Source organism: Intrasporangium sp. (assembly GCF_040414665.1).
In the GTDB taxonomy this organism is placed as follows: Bacteria; Actinomycetota; Actinomycetes; order Actinomycetales; family Dermatophilaceae; genus Intrasporangium.
The window spans coordinates 1-17,087 of record NZ_JBEDUL010000177.1 but is presented as its reverse complement, the minus strand read 5'-3'; the positions used below and the strand labels follow the sequence as shown (position 1 = coordinate 17,087).

The 17,087-nt window shown below is 68.2% G+C and carries 14 protein-coding genes; 9 read left to right on the top strand and 5 right to left on the bottom strand.

Features of this window, described 5'->3' with window-relative positions; all coding sequences use genetic code 11:
* On the bottom strand, positions 1-1,177 hold a 1,177-nt coding region (locus ABF401_RS20135), incomplete at its 3' end, for a M23 family metallopeptidase (RefSeq protein WP_353511377.1).
* 197 nt (positions 1,178-1,374) lie between these two features.
* Positions 1,375-3,771 (bottom strand): ATP-binding cassette domain-containing protein, encoded by a 2,397-nt coding sequence (locus ABF401_RS20130; protein WP_353511376.1) that lies wholly within the window; start codon positions 3,769-3,771, stop codon positions 1,375-1,377.
* Positions 3,772-3,863: 92 nt separating this feature from the next.
* Here ABF401_RS20130 and ABF401_RS20125 point away from each other — a divergent pair, with 92 nt between their 5' ends.
* Complete coding sequence (locus tag ABF401_RS20125) at positions 3,864-4,859, top strand: M15 family metallopeptidase (RefSeq protein ID WP_353511375.1); 996 nt, start codon at positions 3,864-3,866, stop codon at positions 4,857-4,859.
* A gap of 89 nt (positions 4,860-4,948) precedes the next feature.
* Here the strand turns inward: ABF401_RS20125 and ABF401_RS20120 are convergent, their stop codons facing one another.
* Positions 4,949-6,265 carry an ANTAR domain-containing protein gene (locus ABF401_RS20120; protein ID WP_353511374.1) on the bottom strand — a complete coding sequence of 439 codons (1,317 nt, stop codon included), beginning with the start codon at positions 6,263-6,265 and terminating at the stop codon, positions 4,949-4,951.
* A gap of 140 nt (positions 6,266-6,405) precedes the next feature.
* Here ABF401_RS20120 and ABF401_RS20115 point away from each other — a divergent pair, with 140 nt between their 5' ends.
* From ABF401_RS20115 to ABF401_RS20105, 3 genes are read left to right on the top strand one after another with little or no spacing between them, the layout of a single operon-like run.
* Positions 6,406-7,425: a chemotaxis protein CheB gene (locus ABF401_RS20115; protein WP_353511373.1), complete on the top strand. Its 1,020-nt coding sequence runs from the start codon at positions 6,406-6,408 to the stop codon at positions 7,423-7,425.
* A gap of 34 nt (positions 7,426-7,459) precedes the next feature.
* A complete protein-coding gene (locus tag ABF401_RS20110; protein WP_353511372.1) occupies positions 7,460-9,388 on the top strand; it encodes a CheR family methyltransferase in 1,929 nt (642 codons plus the stop codon).
* Between the two features lie 2 nt (positions 9,389-9,390).
* A complete protein-coding gene (locus tag ABF401_RS20105) occupies positions 9,391-9,708 on the top strand; it encodes a hypothetical protein (protein ID WP_353511371.1) in 318 nt (105 codons plus the stop codon).
* Positions 9,709-9,783: 75 nt separating this feature from the next.
* Here the strand turns inward: ABF401_RS20105 and ABF401_RS20100 are convergent, their stop codons facing one another.
* A complete protein-coding gene (locus tag ABF401_RS20100) occupies positions 9,784-10,248 on the bottom strand; it encodes an aromatic ring-opening dioxygenase LigA (protein WP_353511370.1) in 465 nt (154 codons plus the stop codon).
* Positions 10,249-10,486: 238 nt separating this feature from the next.
* Here ABF401_RS20100 and ABF401_RS20095 point away from each other — a divergent pair, with 238 nt between their 5' ends.
* From ABF401_RS20095 to ABF401_RS20080, 4 genes are all read left to right on the top strand, one after another.
* Positions 10,487-10,909, top strand: a complete 423-nt coding sequence (locus ABF401_RS20095) for an SHOCT domain-containing protein (protein ID WP_353511369.1) — start codon at positions 10,487-10,489, stop codon at positions 10,907-10,909.
* Positions 10,910-11,009: 100 nt separating this feature from the next.
* A complete protein-coding gene (locus tag ABF401_RS20090; protein ID WP_353511368.1) occupies positions 11,010-12,275 on the top strand; it encodes a ferritin-like domain-containing protein in 1,266 nt (421 codons plus the stop codon).
* A gap of 188 nt (positions 12,276-12,463) precedes the next feature.
* Positions 12,464-13,915, top strand: coding sequence for a WS/DGAT/MGAT family O-acyltransferase (locus tag ABF401_RS20085; protein ID WP_353511367.1), 1,452 nt, complete (start codon positions 12,464-12,466; stop codon positions 13,913-13,915).
* The gene (locus ABF401_RS20080; RefSeq protein ID WP_353511366.1) at positions 13,878-15,713 is read left to right on the top strand and encodes an AMP-dependent synthetase/ligase; all 1,836 of its coding nucleotides are present in this window, start codon (positions 13,878-13,880) and stop codon (positions 15,711-15,713) included. Before ABF401_RS20085 ends, ABF401_RS20080 begins: the two co-directional genes overlap by 38 nt.
* Here the strand turns inward: ABF401_RS20080 and ABF401_RS20075 are convergent.
* Positions 15,710-16,672, bottom strand: coding sequence for an alpha/beta fold hydrolase (locus tag ABF401_RS20075; protein ID WP_353511365.1), 963 nt, complete (start codon positions 16,670-16,672; stop codon positions 15,710-15,712). The genes ABF401_RS20080 and ABF401_RS20075 overlap by 4 nt on opposite strands.
* A gap of 220 nt (positions 16,673-16,892) precedes the next feature.
* On the opposite strand from ABF401_RS20075, the gene ABF401_RS20070 reads away from it, so the two are divergent.
* Positions 16,893-17,087: DoxX family protein (locus tag ABF401_RS20070; protein ID WP_353511364.1), on the top strand; the 195-nt coding region annotated here is incomplete at its 3' end.

The window sequence follows — 17,087 nt, the reverse complement described above, 5'->3', positions numbered from 1 at the left end:
CGGACGTGGTCGGCGGCGGCTCGGACGTGGTCGGCGGCGGCTCGGACGTGGTCGGCGGCGGCTCGGACGTGGTCGGCGGCGGCTCGGACGTGGTCGGCGGCGGCTCGGACGTCGTGGGGTCCGTCGTCGGAGGAGTGGTCGGGTCTGTCGTGGGATCCGTCGTCGGAGGCGTGGTCGGGTCCGTCGTCGGAGGCGTCGTCGGGTCCGTCGTGGGGGGCGTCGTGGGAGGTGTGGTCGGGCTGGAGGTGGGAGGCGAGATCAACGGTGGCTTCGTCGTTGTCGACGTCGGCGGCTTGATCCAGAGGCTCGAGGTCCCGCTCGTGGCCGGGATGGGGACGTCGCCGTCCTCGACGTGCACCGGCAGGCCACGAGGGTCGCGCACCGTCGGGGGAGAGGGCACGAACGGGATGCTGGCGACATTCGAGCTCGGCAGGCCGAGATAGGGCCCCGGGTCGACATAGCGTTCGTTGAGGATGACGTCGAAGTGCAGGTGACATCCGGTGGACCAGCCGGTCGTGCCGACGAGGCCGATGATGTCGCCCTGCTTGACGACGTCGCCCTCCTTGACGAGGAACTTCGACTGGTGGCCATACGCCGTCTTGAGGTTGGGGCTGTGCTGGATGATCGTCCGAGCACCCCACGACGGAGAGACCTGGGCGTAGACGACGGTGCCGGCGGCCGCGGCCCGGATGGGCGTCCCGCACGAGGCGGCGAGGTCGATGCCGGTGTGGAACATCGGCACCCCGAGGACCGGGTGCATCCGTGGCCCGAAGCCGGACGCCTCCCCGCCGAGCACGGGACGGATGAAACGCAGCTGCGACTGCTGGTCGGGCAGGGGGGAGGCCAGCGGTGGCACCATCCCCGGGGGCAGGGCGAGGCTGGGGAACTGGAAGAGCCCGCCGCCGATGGCCGACGAGATGCCGGACATGGCTCCTGCAAGGTCCGCAGAGACGCCCTGGGGGTAGGCAGGCGCGGAGGCCTCTGGGGTGCCGGCTGGAGCGGCGGCTGCGGCGCCAGCTGCGAGGACGACCGACTGCCGGGAGACCTGTGGTGCGCTGCCGCCGAGGAAGGGCAGCAGGGCGACGAGGGTGACACCGGCCGCAAACGTCAAGGTCCGACCGCGCACCCTGATGTGCACCACGGTCGGGCCACTCTTCGGCCTGATCGGCTCCTGCACGGGCAGGCACCCCCATCGGGCAGATCGATTGCGGACCGGGGCCTCCTGACTGGACCTCGGGCCGGTCACCATCGCGGACGCCCCCGCGTCGCGGTGCCAACCGGTGCTTCCACCATAGGGTGATCGTCGGAGCCTCGGGGCGGAACCGGCCCAAGATTCCGGTGATTTGGCTGATGGGAGCGGCTCGCGCGCATGGCTCACACCGTGCCGACGTAGGCCGCCAAGTGCTCGCCCGTCAGGGTCTTTCGGGCCGTGACGAGGTCGGCGGGCGTGCCCTCGAACACGACGCGACCACCGTCGTGCCCCGCGCCCGGGCCGAGGTCGATGATCCAGTCGGCATGCGCCATGACGGCCTGGTGGTGCTCGATGACGATCACCGACTTGCCCGAGTCGACGAGCCCGTCGAGCAGCCCCAGCAGCTGCTCGACATCAGCGAGGTGCAGTCCGACGGTCGGCTCGTCGAGGATGTAGACGCCGCCCTTCTCGCCCATGTGAGTGGCCAGCTTCAGGCGCTGCCGCTCACCGCCGGACAGAGTGGTCAGCGGCTGGCCGAGGCTGAGGTAGCCGAGCCCCACGTCGGCGAGCCGGTCGAGGATGGCGTGAGCGCCAGGCACCTTTGCGGCCCCGTCGCCGAAGAACTGCTCGGCCTCCGCGACCGGCATGGCCAGGACTTCGCTGATGTCTCGGCCGCCCAGGCGATACTCGAGCACGGCCGCCTGGAAGCGCTTGCCCTCGCACTCCTCGCAGGGCGACGCCACGCTCGCCATCGGGCCGAGGTCGGTGTAGATGACGCCGGCGCCGTTGCACGCCGGGCAGGCGCCCTCGGAGTTGGCGCTGAACAGGGCCGGCTTGACGCCATTGGCCTTGGCGAACGCCTTGCGGATCGGGTCGAGCAGCCCGGTGTACGTCGCCGGGTTGCTGCGACGTGACCCACGGATCGCACCCTGGTCGATCGTCACCACCCCGTCCCGGCCGGACACCGAGCCATTGATGAGTGAGCTCTTGCCCGAGCCTGCGACGCCGGTGAGGACGCAGAGGACGCCGAGCGGGATGTCGACGTCCACGCTGCGCAGGTTGTGGGTGCTCGCGCCGCGGACCTCGAGCACTGCCGAGGGCGTCCGAACGGTCGGCTTCAGCGCTGCCCGATCGTCCAGGTGGTGACCTGTGATCGTCCCACTGCTGCGCAGTCCCTCGACAGAACCCTCGAAGCAGACCGTCCCTCCACCGGTGCCGGCGCCGGGACCGAGGTCGACGACGTGGTCGGCGATGGCGATCATCTCCGGCTTGTGCTCCACGACGAGCACGGTGTTGCCCTTGTCGCGCAGCTGCCGCAGCAACCGGTTCATCCGCTCGATGTCATGAGGGTGCAGGCCGATGCTCGGCTCGTCGAAGACGTAGGTCACGTCGGTGAGGGAGGAACCGAGATGACGGATCATCTTGGTCCGCTGGGCTTCTCCGCCTGACAGAGTCCCCGCCGGACGATCGAGTGAGAGGTACCCGAGCCCGATCTCGGTGAACGAGTCGAACAGGTGCTGCAGTCCGATGAGCAGCGGGCGGACCGACGGCTCGTCGAGGTCGCGAACCCAGTCGGCGAGGTCACTGATCTGCATGGAGCAGATCTCCGCGATGTTCTTTCCCCTGATCCTCGAGGACCGGGCGGCCTCGCTCAGGCGGGTGCCGTCGCAGTCCGGACACGTGGTGAACGTGATCGCCCGCTCGACGAAGGCCCGAATGTGCGGTTGCATCGCGTCGACGTCCTTGGAGAGCATCGACTTCTGGATCTTCGGGATCAGCCCCTCGTAGGTCAGGTTGATCCCCTCGACCTTGATCTTGGTCGGCTCCTTGTGGAGCAGGTCGTGCAGCTCCCTTCTGGTGTACCTGCGAATCGGCTTGTCCGGGTCGAAGAACCCACTGCCACGGTAGATCCGGCCGTACCAGCCATCCATCGTGTAGCCGGGGATGGTGAGCGCACCCTCGTTGAGGGACTTGCTGTCGTCATACAGGGCCGTGAGGTCGAAGTCGGTGACCGATCCCATGCCCTCGCAGCGGGGGCACATACCGCCCGTGATGCTGAAGCTGCGCCGTTCCTTGGTGAACGACTCGCCTCGCTCGACGGTGACCGCCCCCGCCCCGGAGATCGATGCGACGTTGAACGAGAACGCCTGCGGCGACCCGATGTGCGGTGTGCCGAGACGGCTGAAGAGGATTCGCAGCAGCGCGTTGGCGTCGGTGGCGGTCCCCACGGTCGAGCGCGGGTTTGCCCCCATGCGCTCCTGGTCGACGATGATCGCCGTCGTCAGCCCGTCGAGGAGGTCGACGTCGGGCCGGGCGAGCGTCGGCATGAAGCCCTGGACGAAGGCGCTGTAGGTCTCGTTGATCAGCCGCTGCGACTCTGCCGCGATCGTGTTGAACACGAGCGAGCTCTTGCCCGAGCCCGAGACGCCGGTGAAGACCGTCAGGCGACGCTTCGGGATCTCGACGCTGACGTCCTTGAGGTTGTTGACCCGCGCTCCATGCACGCGGATCATGTCGTGGCTGTCGGCGAGCGGCAATGCTCGCGAGTCTGGATCGATCTTCGTGGCCGTGCCCGTCATGACCCTCACGCTAGCCGCGGCGCGAAGGGTGCGCTTCTCCATTCCTGACGCTGCGCCCATGGCGGTGGCTATGGTGAGCACCGAGGTGAGCCATGGACATTGCCGAACCCACTCGACGTGCCCTCGTGCTCGTCGTCGCCGCTCTCGTCGTGTCGGGCTCCGCCCCGCAACCGGCGCAGGCGGTCGGGCGGCTTCCCTCGTGCGATCTCGGGGACGTCTACACGGTGCCGCGCGGCTATGACGACTGGAGCGTGACCCTGGTCGACCGGCTGTTGCGCGTCGAGAAGGACTACGTGCCTCCGGACCTCGTCAACGTCCGTGAGGCGGGCCTCGCCGGGGGTGGCCGGATCCGAGGGGTGGCGGTCGAGGACACCCGCGCGATGGCGAGGGCCGCGCGAGCAGCCGGTGCGCCCATCGGCGTGTGGAGCGGCTACCGCAGCTACGCGGAGCAGGTCCAGATCTTCACCGGCTATGCCCGTCAGAACGGCCAGAACAGCGCCATCACGTACTCACAGCGCCCGGGGCACTCGGAGCACCAGCTCGGCCTCGGCGTCGACTTCATGAGCGCCGGAGGCGGCAACCCACTGCCCGGCGACTGGGCCACGACCGCGGCGGGTCGCTGGATGCGGGAGAACTCGTGGAAGTACGGCTGGGTCAACAGCTACCCACGCGGCAAGGGGGGCACCCGCTGGAACGACCGCACGTGCCTGCGCTACGAGCCGTGGCACTACCGCTACCTCGGCCGCGAGGTCGCCGCCGAGGTGCATGGATCGGGTCTGACGATCCGCGAGTACCTATGGGCGAACCACACGCAGCTCGACAGCACGGGAGCGGTGCAGGGCCCGACGCCAACATCGCCGGCGACTCCCAGCACGTCGGCGGAGCCGTCGGCGACGACCACGGCTCGCGTCACACCGCGTGAGAGCCCGCTGCCAGCCGCTCCATCAGCGGAGCCGACCTTAGCCTCGCAGCCGGCGACTGGCACGCAGGCCGACGTCCTTCCCGTTGTTCTCGGCGGCGGTGCTCTCGGATTGCTTGGCGTGCTCGCCCTGGTCGGACTGGCGCGGTCCCGCCGCCGCACACGATGAGTTGCACTCAGCCACAGACAAACTCAGCTGTATGCCGCTGAGCCGGCTCAGCGGCATACGCTCACTTCCTGCCCAGCGGGCACGCGAGGTCAGCCGCTGTCAGACACCTCGGCAACGATGTGTTCTGCCACGGTGCGCAGCTTCTGGTTGCGGGTCATGCTGATGCGGCGCAGAGCCTCGAAGGCCTTCTCCGGCGAACAGCGGTACTTGGCCATGAGAATCCCCTTGGCCTGGTCGATGACGGGCCGCGACTCGAGGGCGGTCCGCAGGTTCTCGGTCGTGTGCCGCAGCTCAGCCTTGGCGTCGAGCTCGAACAGCACGGCAGCCGTGGCCGTGCCGAGAACGTGCGCCGCCTCGGTGACCTCGTCGAGGGTCTCTGCGGCAGGCTCGTACACGTTGAGTGCGCCGATGACCTGGCCGCCGAGCTGCACCGGCGCCGCGAGCACGCGGTGGACCGCAACGTCAGCGAGACGTCGCGCAAGAGCGGGCCAGCGGTCGTCGTGGGCAAGGTCGTCCGACCACACCAGCCGCGCCTCCTTCCAGGCCGTCCGACACGGGCCTTCCCCCGCATCGATCTGTGCGCCATCGACCTGCTGCGCCAAGGTGGTCGTGGTAGCGAGCATGGTGGGATTCGAGGGGTCGCCGACAGTGACGCTCACGGAGCTGTCCGGACCGAAGACGTCACGGCAGATCCGGGCCACGCGGGCCAACACCTCATGGCTGTCCGAGGCGTGGATCGGGATCAGCGTCAGCTCGGTGAGCGCCAGCAGCACTTGCTGACGGTCCAGCGTGCCCGCCGTCCTGCCATGAGGCGCCTCGGGCAGCAGCAGCCACGTCAGCTCGCGATCCGCGAGCCTGCCCTCCGCCGCCGTGACGACCACCTCCACCCGACGTTCGGCGGACCGTCCGTGCAACGTCACAGCACGACGGAAGTCACCGCCTGACACGCTGCAGCGGTTGAGGTCCTGCCGCGGCATTGGCCTGTCTGCGACCTCGACGAACACCTGGAAGGGCTTTCGCAGCAGGCGGTCCACACTGAGACCGAGCAGTCCCGCGGCGGCGGAGTTGACGGTGCGGATGCGTCCCTCCCGGTCTGTCGTGAGGATCGGCGTCGGCAGAAGCGCCAAGAGGCGTTCGTGCTGCCAGTGGAGCGTGCGCTCCTGACGGACCAGCGTCTCGAGGGTCTCGTGCTGAACCCGCACCTCCTCGGCGGCCACGCGGAGCTCCTCGTGCGCGACCTCGAGGTCTTGCCGGAGCGTTGCCTCGTCCGTCGTCGCATCTCTGCCGAGGTCGGGCAGGCTGTCCAATCGGCGCCGGACGTGGTTCAGGTGCAGCTCGAAGCCGGGAACCCACTCCTCCAGACCGTGGCGGTCCTCGTCTGTCCACGACATCTCAGGCTCCTTCATGTCGTCCTCGTTCATTGCATACCCGCTGCGCCGCCGCCCGCCACCCTTGGGAGTGGACAACGGGCCGTCATCCGGAAATGCTTCGAGGAGACAGCTCAGGACTGTGGCTGATCACACGACCATCCAGGGAGCGGAACGCCATGCCGAAACGAGATGTCGTCGTGGTCGGGGCCTCGGCGGGAGGTGTCGAGGCGCTTCGGGAGCTGGTCCGCCGCCTGCCGAAGGGCTTCCCGGCGGCAGTCCTCGTCGTGCTGCACATCCCATCGGGCGGCCGGAGCGCCCTGCCCGAGATCCTCGCGCGGTCCAGCCTGCTTCCTTGCCGGCACGCCGAGGAGGGTGATCACCTGACCCCCGGGGAGATTCTCGTCGCACCGCCGGATCGCCACCTCATCGTCCATGACGATGCCGTCACCCTGAGTCACGGCCCGAAGGAGAACGGGCACCGTCCCGCCATCGACGTCCTGTTCCGGAGCGCGGCCCGGGTGCTGGGGCCGCGCGTGGTCGCCGTCATCCTGTCGGGGGCTCTGGATGACGGCGCGGCCGGAAGTGTCGCCGTAAAGCTCAGGGGTGGGACGTGCGTCGCGCAGGACCCGGACGAGGCGCTCCACGGGAGCATGCCGCGCGCGGCCGTCCACTCGGGTGGCGTCGACTTCGTCGGGCCCGTTGCCGAGCTCGCCGCGATCCTGGCCGGCCTCGTCGGCGAGGCCCTACCCGACCCACCTGCCGATCCCAGTAGTCTGATGAAGGCGGAGACTGCCATGGCTGACCTCGAGCCCGACGCCCTCGACGACCCGGAGCGTCCGGGCACACCCTCCGGGTTCTCCTGCCCCGACTGCCAAGGGGTTCTCTTCCAGATCACCGAGGCAGGGATGGTGCGGTACCGCTGCCGCGTCGGCCATGCCTGGTCCACCGAAAGCCTTGTCGCGCAGCAGTCGGCATCGCACGAGACGGCTCTGTGGATGGCCCTGCGCAGCCTTCAGGAGAAAGCTGCCCTCACGAGCAAGCTTGCGGAGCAGGCGCAGGAGCGCGGGCATCACCTCACGGCGGAATCCTTCGGTGGGCAGTCCCGCGACGCGTTGGAGGCAGCCGCGCTGGTCCGGGACCTGATCGACGAACTGGGCGGGGCGTTACCCGCGACCGAGGCCGTGGACGGCGCGTGAGCGGCCAGCCCCGAACTGAGAGGACCATGGTGTGGTGACGGAGACCGATCCCCACTTCGAGCGGCTGCTGGAGGACGTCAAGGAACTTCGAGGCTTTGACTTCACGGGCTACAAGCGCGCCTCGATCATGCGTCGCGTCCGTCGACGGATGCAGGTCGTGGGCGTCACGAGCTTCGAGGCCTATCGCGACTACCTGCTCGTCAACGCCGACGAGTTCACCGCGCTGTTCAACACCATCCTCATCAATGTCACCGCGTTCTTCCGCGACCGGGAGGCGTGGCAGTACCTGGACACCAAGGTGCTTCCACCACTGCTCGAGGCCAAGGAAGGCCAGCCGATCCGCGCGTGGAGCGCGGGCTGCTCCTCCGGCGAAGAGGCCTACACCCTCGCGATGCTCTTCGCCGAGCAGCTCGGCATCGAGGAGTTCCGCGACCGGGTCAAGATCTATGCCACCGACGTTGACGACGAGGCCCTCGCCGCCGCGCGACAGGCGGTCTACTCAGACCAGGCCATCCAAGGCGTGCCAGAGGAGCTGCGCGAGAAGTACTTCGAGCGCAACGGGCAGGGGTTCTCCTTCCGCAAGGAGCTGCGGCGGTCGGTGATCTTCGGTCGCAACGACCTCGTCCAGGACGCGCCCATCTCCCACGTCGACGTGCTCGCATGCCGAAACACCCTGATGTACTTCAACGCCGAGACCCAGGCCCAGATCCTGCAGCGCCTGCACTTCGCCCTCAACCCCGACGGTGTGCTGTTCCTGGGGCGCGCCGAGATGCTGCTGAGCCACGCAAGGCTCTTCCAGCCGATCGAGCTGAACCGCCGCTTCTTCACCAAGGTCGTGCCACCGGGCGCCCGGCCCGGTCTCGGGAAGCTGCCCACCGAGACTTCTGGCACGGAGGCGACGCACCACGCCCGGCTGCGGGAGGCGGCCCTCATGTCGTCGGCCTCGGCGCAGCTCGTGCTGGACAGCGACGGCAAGCTCGCCTTCTCCAACGCCCGGGCCGCGCACTACTTCGGCCTTGGTCCCAAGGACATCGGCCGGCCGATCCAGGACCTCGAGGTGTCCTATCGTCCTATCGAGCTGCGCACGCCCATCTCCCAAGCGGTCCGTGAGCGCCGGACGGTCTGGGTCCGAGGTGTGCCCTGGGCTCGGGCGGAGTCGGAGCCGCTCTCCTTCGATCTGCAGTTCATCCCGCTCGTCGACGAGCTCGGCAACCTGCTCGGCTCCACCGTCATCTTCAACGACGTGACGCACTACCGGCAGCTCCAGCAGGAGCTGGAGCATGCGAACCGGTCGCTGGAGACGGCTTACGAGGAGCTCCAGTCCACCAACGAGGAGCTCGAGACGACGAACGAGGAGCTCCAGTCGACCGTCGAGGAGCTCGAGACGACGAACGAGGAGCTCCAGTCCACCAACGAAGAACTGGAGACGATGAACGAGGAGCTCCAGTCCATGAACGACGAGCTGCACATCACCAACGAGGCGCTCCGCGAGCGGCAGGACGAGGTCGACCACCTCAACGGCTTCATGGCCGCCGTGCTCGACAGCATGAGCGCCGGAGTGGCCGTCGTCGACAAGGATCTCCGTATCACCGCGTGGAACGCCAAGGCGCAGGACCTCTGGGGCGTCCGCACCGAGGAGGCGGTCGGCGAGCACCTGCTGACCCTCGACATCGGCCTCCCTCTCCAGCAGCTGCGACCGATTCTGCGGCGGCAGCTCGCCGACGGCAGCAACAAGGGCGGGGAGTCCATCCGGGTCAACGCGGTCAACCGGCGGGGCAAGCCGGTGGAGGTGCACGTCATTGCATCCCGGCTGGCGGGGGCCGGCGCTGGCTCATCCGGCGCCATCCTTGCCCACTCGCCCGGACCCGCCCCGAGTCCACGGCCTGCTCATGGAGGTCCTCGAGTCCTGACCCGCACCAAGGCGCGGGCCATGGCTCCCAAACGGCCCCCGTGCGACGATTGACCATGGCCCTCAATGCACGAGATGGTGCCGCCGAGCGCCGCGAGGCGGCGGCAGCGAGGCTCGTGCAGTTGTCGGTGCGCCTGGGCCGGCTTCGCAGAGGGGAAGCGGCGCAAGCCGAGGACGCCGCACGGGCGCAGGAGTCGCTGAAGTCCGCCGAGCAACGCCGGGAGGCCGCCGAGGAGTCGTCCCGTCTCGGGCATGCCCGGGCAGCGCAAGCGCACCGGAGCGCGGCCGAGCTGGCCAGGTCCGTGGGTGATCTCGACCGGGCCGACCTCCATGAGCGCGCTGCGCAAGCGGACGAGGACGCATCGCGCGAGTAGAGGCGGGCACGCGTGCAGCGGGATCTGGGCAGTGAGGCAACCGCCCAGATCTACGGTGCTGCAGTCCGCGTGAGGTCAGACGACGTCGGCACGTCGAGCGACGCGCCTGAAGGCCCAACCGGCAAGGATGAACCCGACGCCGAGCGCCGCCGCCATGAACGCCACGCCGAAGGCGACGACAGAGGTGAAGAGCGACGCCCGCAGGAACGAAGCGTTCATCACCGTCGCGCGCACAGGGTCGTTGCGGTCGAGCTGGGCGTACGTCTTGCCGCCGGACGCCTCCAGGGCGTGCTTGTTGATCACATCGGCCTGTGCGTAGGCCTCCCATGGGGTGTCCACGGTCGCGCCTGCGAAGCGGCTCGCGTCCTCCGAGACAGTGATGTTCTCGGCGGACAGCTCGTTGGCCACCGCGACCCATGTCCCAACCCCGGCGACGAACATGATGGCGCCGAAGATGATCAGGAGCAGTCCGATGGTCGCGACACCGCGCAGTCCGCGTCCCTCCGTTGTGCCACCTCTTGCTTCCACACTTGTTGTCATTCCGAGCCTCCCAAAGCGGTGCATTGGTAGTGGCGCTGGCACCCGCTGCTGCCGGTCCGGCGCCGACTCCACGGTAGGGCCTGGAAGGCCCCCAAAAACCATCCGGTTGGGATGAGGCGCACAGTCGGCGGACGCGATGGAATGAGCAGGCACGTTGACGTGCCGCCTGCCAGCAACGGACGGACCGTCAGGCGTGGACCACCGCGGTCCAGCACTCTCCACACCGGAAGGCAGTCAGATGTTCGACAACAACGGGTCGTTCTTGCTCGCGATGTTCGAGTTCTTCATCTTCGTCGCCTGGATCATGTGCTTGTTCTATGTGTTCTCCGACATCTTCCGTGACCGCGACCTGGGCGGCGGAGCGAAGACACTGTGGTGCATCTTCATCATCGTGCTGCCGTTCCTCGGCGTCTTCGTCTATCTCATCGCTCGCGGCAGCGGGATGACGAGGCGCTCGATGGAGGCCCGCCAGCAACTGATGGACCAGCAGGCCGAGTACGTGCGCTCCGTGGTCGGCTCGAGCGGTGGCGATGCGAGCATCGACCAGATCGCGTCCGCCAAGAAGCTGCTCGACGACGGAGCCATCACCCAGACGGAGTTCGAGCACCTGAAGGCGCGGGCCCTCGGGACGACGAGCGTCAGTGAGGGAGCCGGGGCTTGAACCCTGGACCGACGGATTAGGGGCCGCTTCGCGCTCGACGGCACCTATGAGTATCTCCATCTCGAAGTGCGGGAGGACCTCCGTCAACTAGCGTTCTCGTGTGGCGGACGAGTCACCCATCGTGGTCGAACGGCGCAAGGAGCTGACCTACCTGCTGAGTTTGGCCGGCGAGCTCGAGCACGCCCTGATGTGCCAGTATCTCTATGCTGCGTTCAGTCTGAAGAGCACGAGCGGTCCGGGACTTCGGGCTGACCAGATCGCCTCGGTGGAGCGGTGGCGCCGGGTGGTGTTGGACGTGGCGGCCGAGGAGATGCTGCACTGGGCGGTGGTGCAGAACCTGCTCATCTCCGTCGGGTCCGCGCCCTATGTGAGCCGGCCACACTTCCCCCATCAGGCGAAGGGTTATCCAGCCGGCGTGCAGCTGCGGCTGCTCCCTTTCGGCGAGACGGCGTTGCAGCACTTCGTCTTCCTGGAGCGCCCGGAGGGCGTGGACCTGGCGGACGCCGACGGGTTCCAGCAAACAGGGCCGCCGCTAGCACCCATGCGTGCCGAGGAGATCGTGCCGCGCGGGCAGGACTTCTCCACGCAGGGTCACCTCTACCGTTCAGTGGAACGCGGTTTCGCACGACTGGCCGACGTGCTGGGGGAGGAGCGGCTGTTCATCGGACCAGCGTTCCACCAAGCGGAGGAAACGACCTTTCGCTGGCCCGACCTCGGACCAATCACCGACCTGGCGGGGGCCAACCGGGCCATCGAGCGCATCGTCGAGCAGGGCGAGGGGGCGACTGGCGACTGGGAGATCGCCCACTACGGCCGCTTCCTGCGGGCGCTCGGGGAGTATCGGGCGATCCGCGAAGTTGACCCAGTCTTCGAGCCGGCTCACCCCGTGGTCGCTGCCGGGATGAGACCGGTGGAGGGGATCGAACCGGATGTCTACATCACCGACGCCGCCACCGGAGGGTGCTCGGATCTGTTCAACTCCGTGTACGAGCTCCTGTTGCAGATGATCGCGCGATACTTCGCGTTCGGCCACGAGACACCCGAGCAGAGGCAGGTGCTCGCCTCGACGGCAGTCGGCCTGATGTTCCAGGCCATCAAGCCGCTCGGCCTGCTCCTCGCCCGCCTCCCCGTAGGACCCGAGCATCCGGGTGCCACTGCGGGGGCCAACTTCCAGCTGCCCTACCGAGCCAGCTTCCTGCTGCCGCACCGCCGCTCGTCCTGGCTCCGGTTCGCCGAGCGCCTCGACGAGCTCGCCCTCTTCGGCGAGGGCCTTGACCCGGCCGAAGGGGCAGACACCGTGGAGCAGGTGTCTGCAGCGCTGGCCCGCGCAGCCGCGCACCTGACGGCTCACGTCGAGGCGGTCTGACGCCGTCAGCGCTCGCTGCCACGGGTGGACCGTGGAGCCGGACCTGCTGGGCCTGGATCGAGTGCGACACCCGTGCGGCGGAGGAACGACCCCAGTTCCCATGGCATCCCGGGAGGATCGAAGGATGTGACGAGACTCCGGGACCAATGGCCGGACTCGTGGGCAGGAGGGCGCGACACCATCGAGGTATGCGACGGCTGAGCCCGCTCGACGCGTCTTTCCTCCATCTCGAGCGTGACGTGCAGGCACTCAATGTGGGGTCCGCTCTCATCTTCGAGGGGCCGGCCCCACCGTACGACGAGGTCTGCAGGGCGATCGAGGTTCAGCTGCCTGCTCTGCCGCGCTACCGGCAGCACGTGCGCCGGGTCCCGCTCGACCTCGCTCTCCCCGTGTGGGTTGATGACCCCCGGTTCCGCCTGCGAGCCCACGTCGGTCACCGCACGCTGCGTCCGCCCGGCACCGACGCTGCTCTGCGCGCCCTCGCCGTGCAGCTGGTCTCTCGGCCGTTCGACCTCGACCGGCCCCTCTGGCACACGTGGCTCGTGACGGGGTTGCAGGGGGGACGTTTCGCTCTGGTCAACAGCAACCACCACGCGATGATCGACGGCATCTCCGGGGCGGACATCATCAGCAGGCTCCTCACGACGAGCCCCTTCGCCGGCGTGCCCGAGACGCCGACGCCGGCTCCGTGGACCCCGGGCAGGGAGCCGACGGCCCTCCAGTTGACGCTGAACGCGCTCGTCGAGATGGTCACCTCCCCGGCCCGGACGATCCAGAGCGTGGCGCGCGCCCTGCGCCCGAAGGCCATCCCCGAAAGCATGGCGGAGGTCCTCGGCATGGCGCGCTTCGGCGAGCAGCTGACCCACCTGGAGCTGGGTCTCAACGGTCCGCTGGGGCCCCGCAGGGACTGGGCATGGGGTCGCGTCGACCTCGACGCCGTCAAGGAGGTGAAGAACCGCCATGGCGGAACGGTGAACGATGTCGTGCTGTCAGCCATCACGGGCGGCTTCCGCACCTGGCTGCAGTCCCGAGGCCAACAGGTCGAAGGGCGAACGCTGCGCACCATGGTCCCTGTATCGACACGTCACCTCGATGAGCGCGGTCGGTTGGGAAACCGGGTGTCGGCGGTGTTCGCAGACCTTCCAGTCGGACTCGATGATCCGCTCGATCGGCTCCATGCCGTCACAGCGCAACTCGTGACCCTGAAGAACAGCGGGACGGCTCTTGGCGCGGATGCTCTGTTGGGGGCTGCTGAGCTGCTGCCGGGCAGCCTCTTCGCCCTTGGCGTCAAGACGTGGGCACACAGCCCGCAACGAATGTTCAGCACCGTCACCACAAACGTCCCCGGGCCGCAGCAGCCGCTCTTCCTGTTGGGCCGGCGAATGACCGACTTGTACCCCTACATCCCCCTCGGGGTCGACCTGCGGATCACGATCGGCGTCGCGTCCTATGCCGGCGGGCTGGCATGGGGGATCACGGGGGACCGCGACTCCATCCGCGACCTCCACGTCCTGGCGGACGGCATCCAGCAGGCGATCACCGAGCTGATCGCGCTCTCAACTCCTCCCGAAAACACTCCTCCTACCTTCTCCGAGGCGAGTCATGCACGAATTCTCCGAGCCCACCCGTTACCTACCTGAACCACACGACACCCTCACCGACGACGTGCTCATCAATGCACGAGAACACGGGTCCGAGGTCGGCTACTCGCGTCTTGTCGATGGTGCCTGGGTGCCGGTCACACATGCGCAGCTCGCCACCCAGGTGACCGATGTCGCTGCCGGTCTCATGGCCTGGGGCCTCGCCCCGGGCGACCGTGTGGCGATCATGGCGGGAACGAGCTTCGAGTGGATGCTCTGCGACTTCGCCATCTGGATGGCCGGGGGTGTGACCGTTCCCATTTACGAGACCTCCTCAGCAGAACAGGTCGACTGGATCCTGCGTGACTCTGGTGCCGTCGGGATCTTCGTCGCCAACGCCGAGCTGGCCACGACCGTCCAGTCCGTTCGCGACGGCGCGGCCGACGTGCGAACCGTGTGGATCTTCGACGCCGGCGCCCTCGAGGCGCTTGCCGCGTCCGGCCGTGACATCGCTCCAGCGGAGGTGGAAAGCCGACGCACGTCGCGGCGGAGCGACTCGCTGGCCACCATCATCTACACCTCGGGGACGACCGGACGGCCCAAGGGCTGCGTCATCACCCACGCCAACCTCCTGTCCGAGGTCCGCAACGTCGTCGCCGCCAGAAACGTCACCGAGCTGGTCTTCAACGACCAGAGCAAGACGCTGCTCTTCATCCCGGTTGCTCACATCCTCGCTCGCGTCATCCAGCTGGCTGCTGTCCACAACCGCGTGCACCTGGCGCACAGCAGTGATGCCAAGAAGGCTGTTCCCCTCATCAAGGACTTCAAGCCGTCCGCCGTCCTGGCCGTGCCGTACGTCTTCGAGAAGATCTACAACACCGCCAAGCACAAGGCCGCGTCGGAGGGCAAGGGCTGGATCTTCGGCCTCGCAGACACCACGGCCCGGGAGTACAGCGAGTCCCTGGATCGCGGCGGGCCCAGCCTGCTGCTGCGACTTCGCCACGCCGTGTTCGACCGTCTCGTCTATGGCAAGCTGAGAGCCGCCCTCGGCGGGGAGGTCGCCTACATCGTCAGCGGTGGAGCGCCTCTCGGAGCTCGGCTGGGCCACTTCTTCCGCGGTGTCGGCGTCAACCCGCTCGAGGGGTACGGCTTGACCGAGACGTGTGCCGGCGTCACCTTGAACGTGCCGGGCCAGCAACGAATCGGGACAGTCGGCCGACCCGTGCCAGGCTGCGCCGTCCGGATCGCGGAAGATGGAGAGGTGCTCCTCAAGGGTGGGACCGTGTTCCAGGAGTACTGGCACAACGAGGAGGCGACGCGAGAGGCCTTCGACGAGGATGGCTGGTTCCGCAGCGGTGACCTCGGTTCACTGGACGACGACGGCTACCTGACGATCACCGGACGCAAGAAGGACCTCATCGTGACCGCGGGCGGCAAGAACGTTGCCCCCGCCGTCCTGGAGGACCGGCTCCGAGCCCACTGGCTGCTCAGCCAGTGCATTGTCGTCGGCGACCGGCGCCCGTACGTCGCGGCCCTGCTGACGATCGACGCCGAGGTGCTGCCCCAGTGGCAAGCCCAGCACGGGCGGACCGAGCAGGCAGCGCCCGAGCAGCTGCGCGAGGACCCGGCCCTGCTCGCCGAGCTGCAGTCGGCGGTCGACGACGCCAACAAGGCGGTGTCCAACGCCGAGGCAATCAAGCAGTTCGCGGTCCTCGCGGAGGACTTCACCGTGGACGGAGGCCTGCTCACTCCGACCCTCAAGGTGAAGCGTCAGGTGGTCATGGAGCGGTACGCCGGCGAGATTGACGCGATCTACGCACGAGGTGGTTCACGGACTACCGAGGCGGCACGACGCTAGGGCGTGCGCTCAGGGCGCGCACCGAGGACCGCAATCGCACCCTCTGAGCGGAGCCATTCGCTGATGCGGTCCCTGGTCCACCGCGGCACCTCGAGCTGGGGCACGTGGCCAACGTCCTTGGCGACCTCGAACCGCCACGTCGGGTTCCGCCGTGCCACGGTCCTTGCCGCGGCGATGGGCACGAGTCGGTCTCGAGATCCGTGAAGCAGGAGTACGGGCGCGCTGATCCGGCCCATCAGTGCGTAGAGCCACCGGCGCCGGGCGAGTACGAGAACCAGAGAGCGACCCGCGACGACCAGCTCGGCGTCGACGTCAGGGAGGTCCTGCCGCTCCCGAGCCAGCAGCAGGTGCTGCTGGACAACGTCCTCTGGCACCCGCCGCGTGTCGACACAGCACAGCCGAAGGACTGCCATTGCCTGCGCCTCGGCGGACACCAGGCTGCGCCGACGAGACATGAACACCCGAGCAACAGCGGGGACGGCGTAAGCGCCGAACATGAGCGTGACGAGGGGGTCCGGGCGCGCCATGGGCCCGACCGGGACTGCTGGGTCCACGAGAACCAAACCGGACACGAGATCCGGACGTAGGTCCGCGAGGAGCAGTGCCAGCAGGCCGCCCATGGAGTTACCGACCACGATGACCGGGTGCCCGATGGCCTCGTCGATGAAACGGGCCAGGAGGGCGAGGTTGTCGGCGATGCGCGGTGACCGCCCGAGCGTCTGCGTGCGCCCGAAGCCGACGAGGTCGATCGCCAACACGCGACACGTCTCGGCAAGCGCCGGCGCGGTCGCAGCCCAGTTGAGCACCGAACCGCCGAGTCCGTGTACGAGCAGGAGCAGCGGCCCGTCCTCCGGACCTCCGTAGTCGACATAGTGGACCGGCCCGTCGAGATCCACCCACCTCGACCCCGGCGGCGGTTGGTGCGACGACGAATGGGCGTCATGCGCCGTAGCAGCCACGGTGCCATTGTGACCGCCACACGAAGCGGGGATCACTCGTTTCTGCTCATCCGGGCCGTTGGCGGGAGCGCAGGCCCGTCGAGCGTCAAGGCAACTCCAACGAGCCCGAGGAGCAGTACGACCAGGGCGGCCACGCCGGGAGCGTCACACCACGGCGGCCGGCCTCGTCCTCATGGTGGTCAGAGCTCTGGCCGAGAAACCAATCCGAAGAAGGAGAACCATGAACCTCGCCCTGTGGATCGTTGCCGGACTGCTTGCCGCCGTCCTTCTCGTCAGCACGTCCAAGGCCTTCGTGCCCAGGGAGCGAATCGCTTCGGCGGGCCATGCCGCCGAGTGGGTGCTCGACTTCAGTCCGGGCACGCTCCGGGCCATCGCGGCCCTCGAGCTGCTGGCCGCAGCCGGACTGATCCTGCCT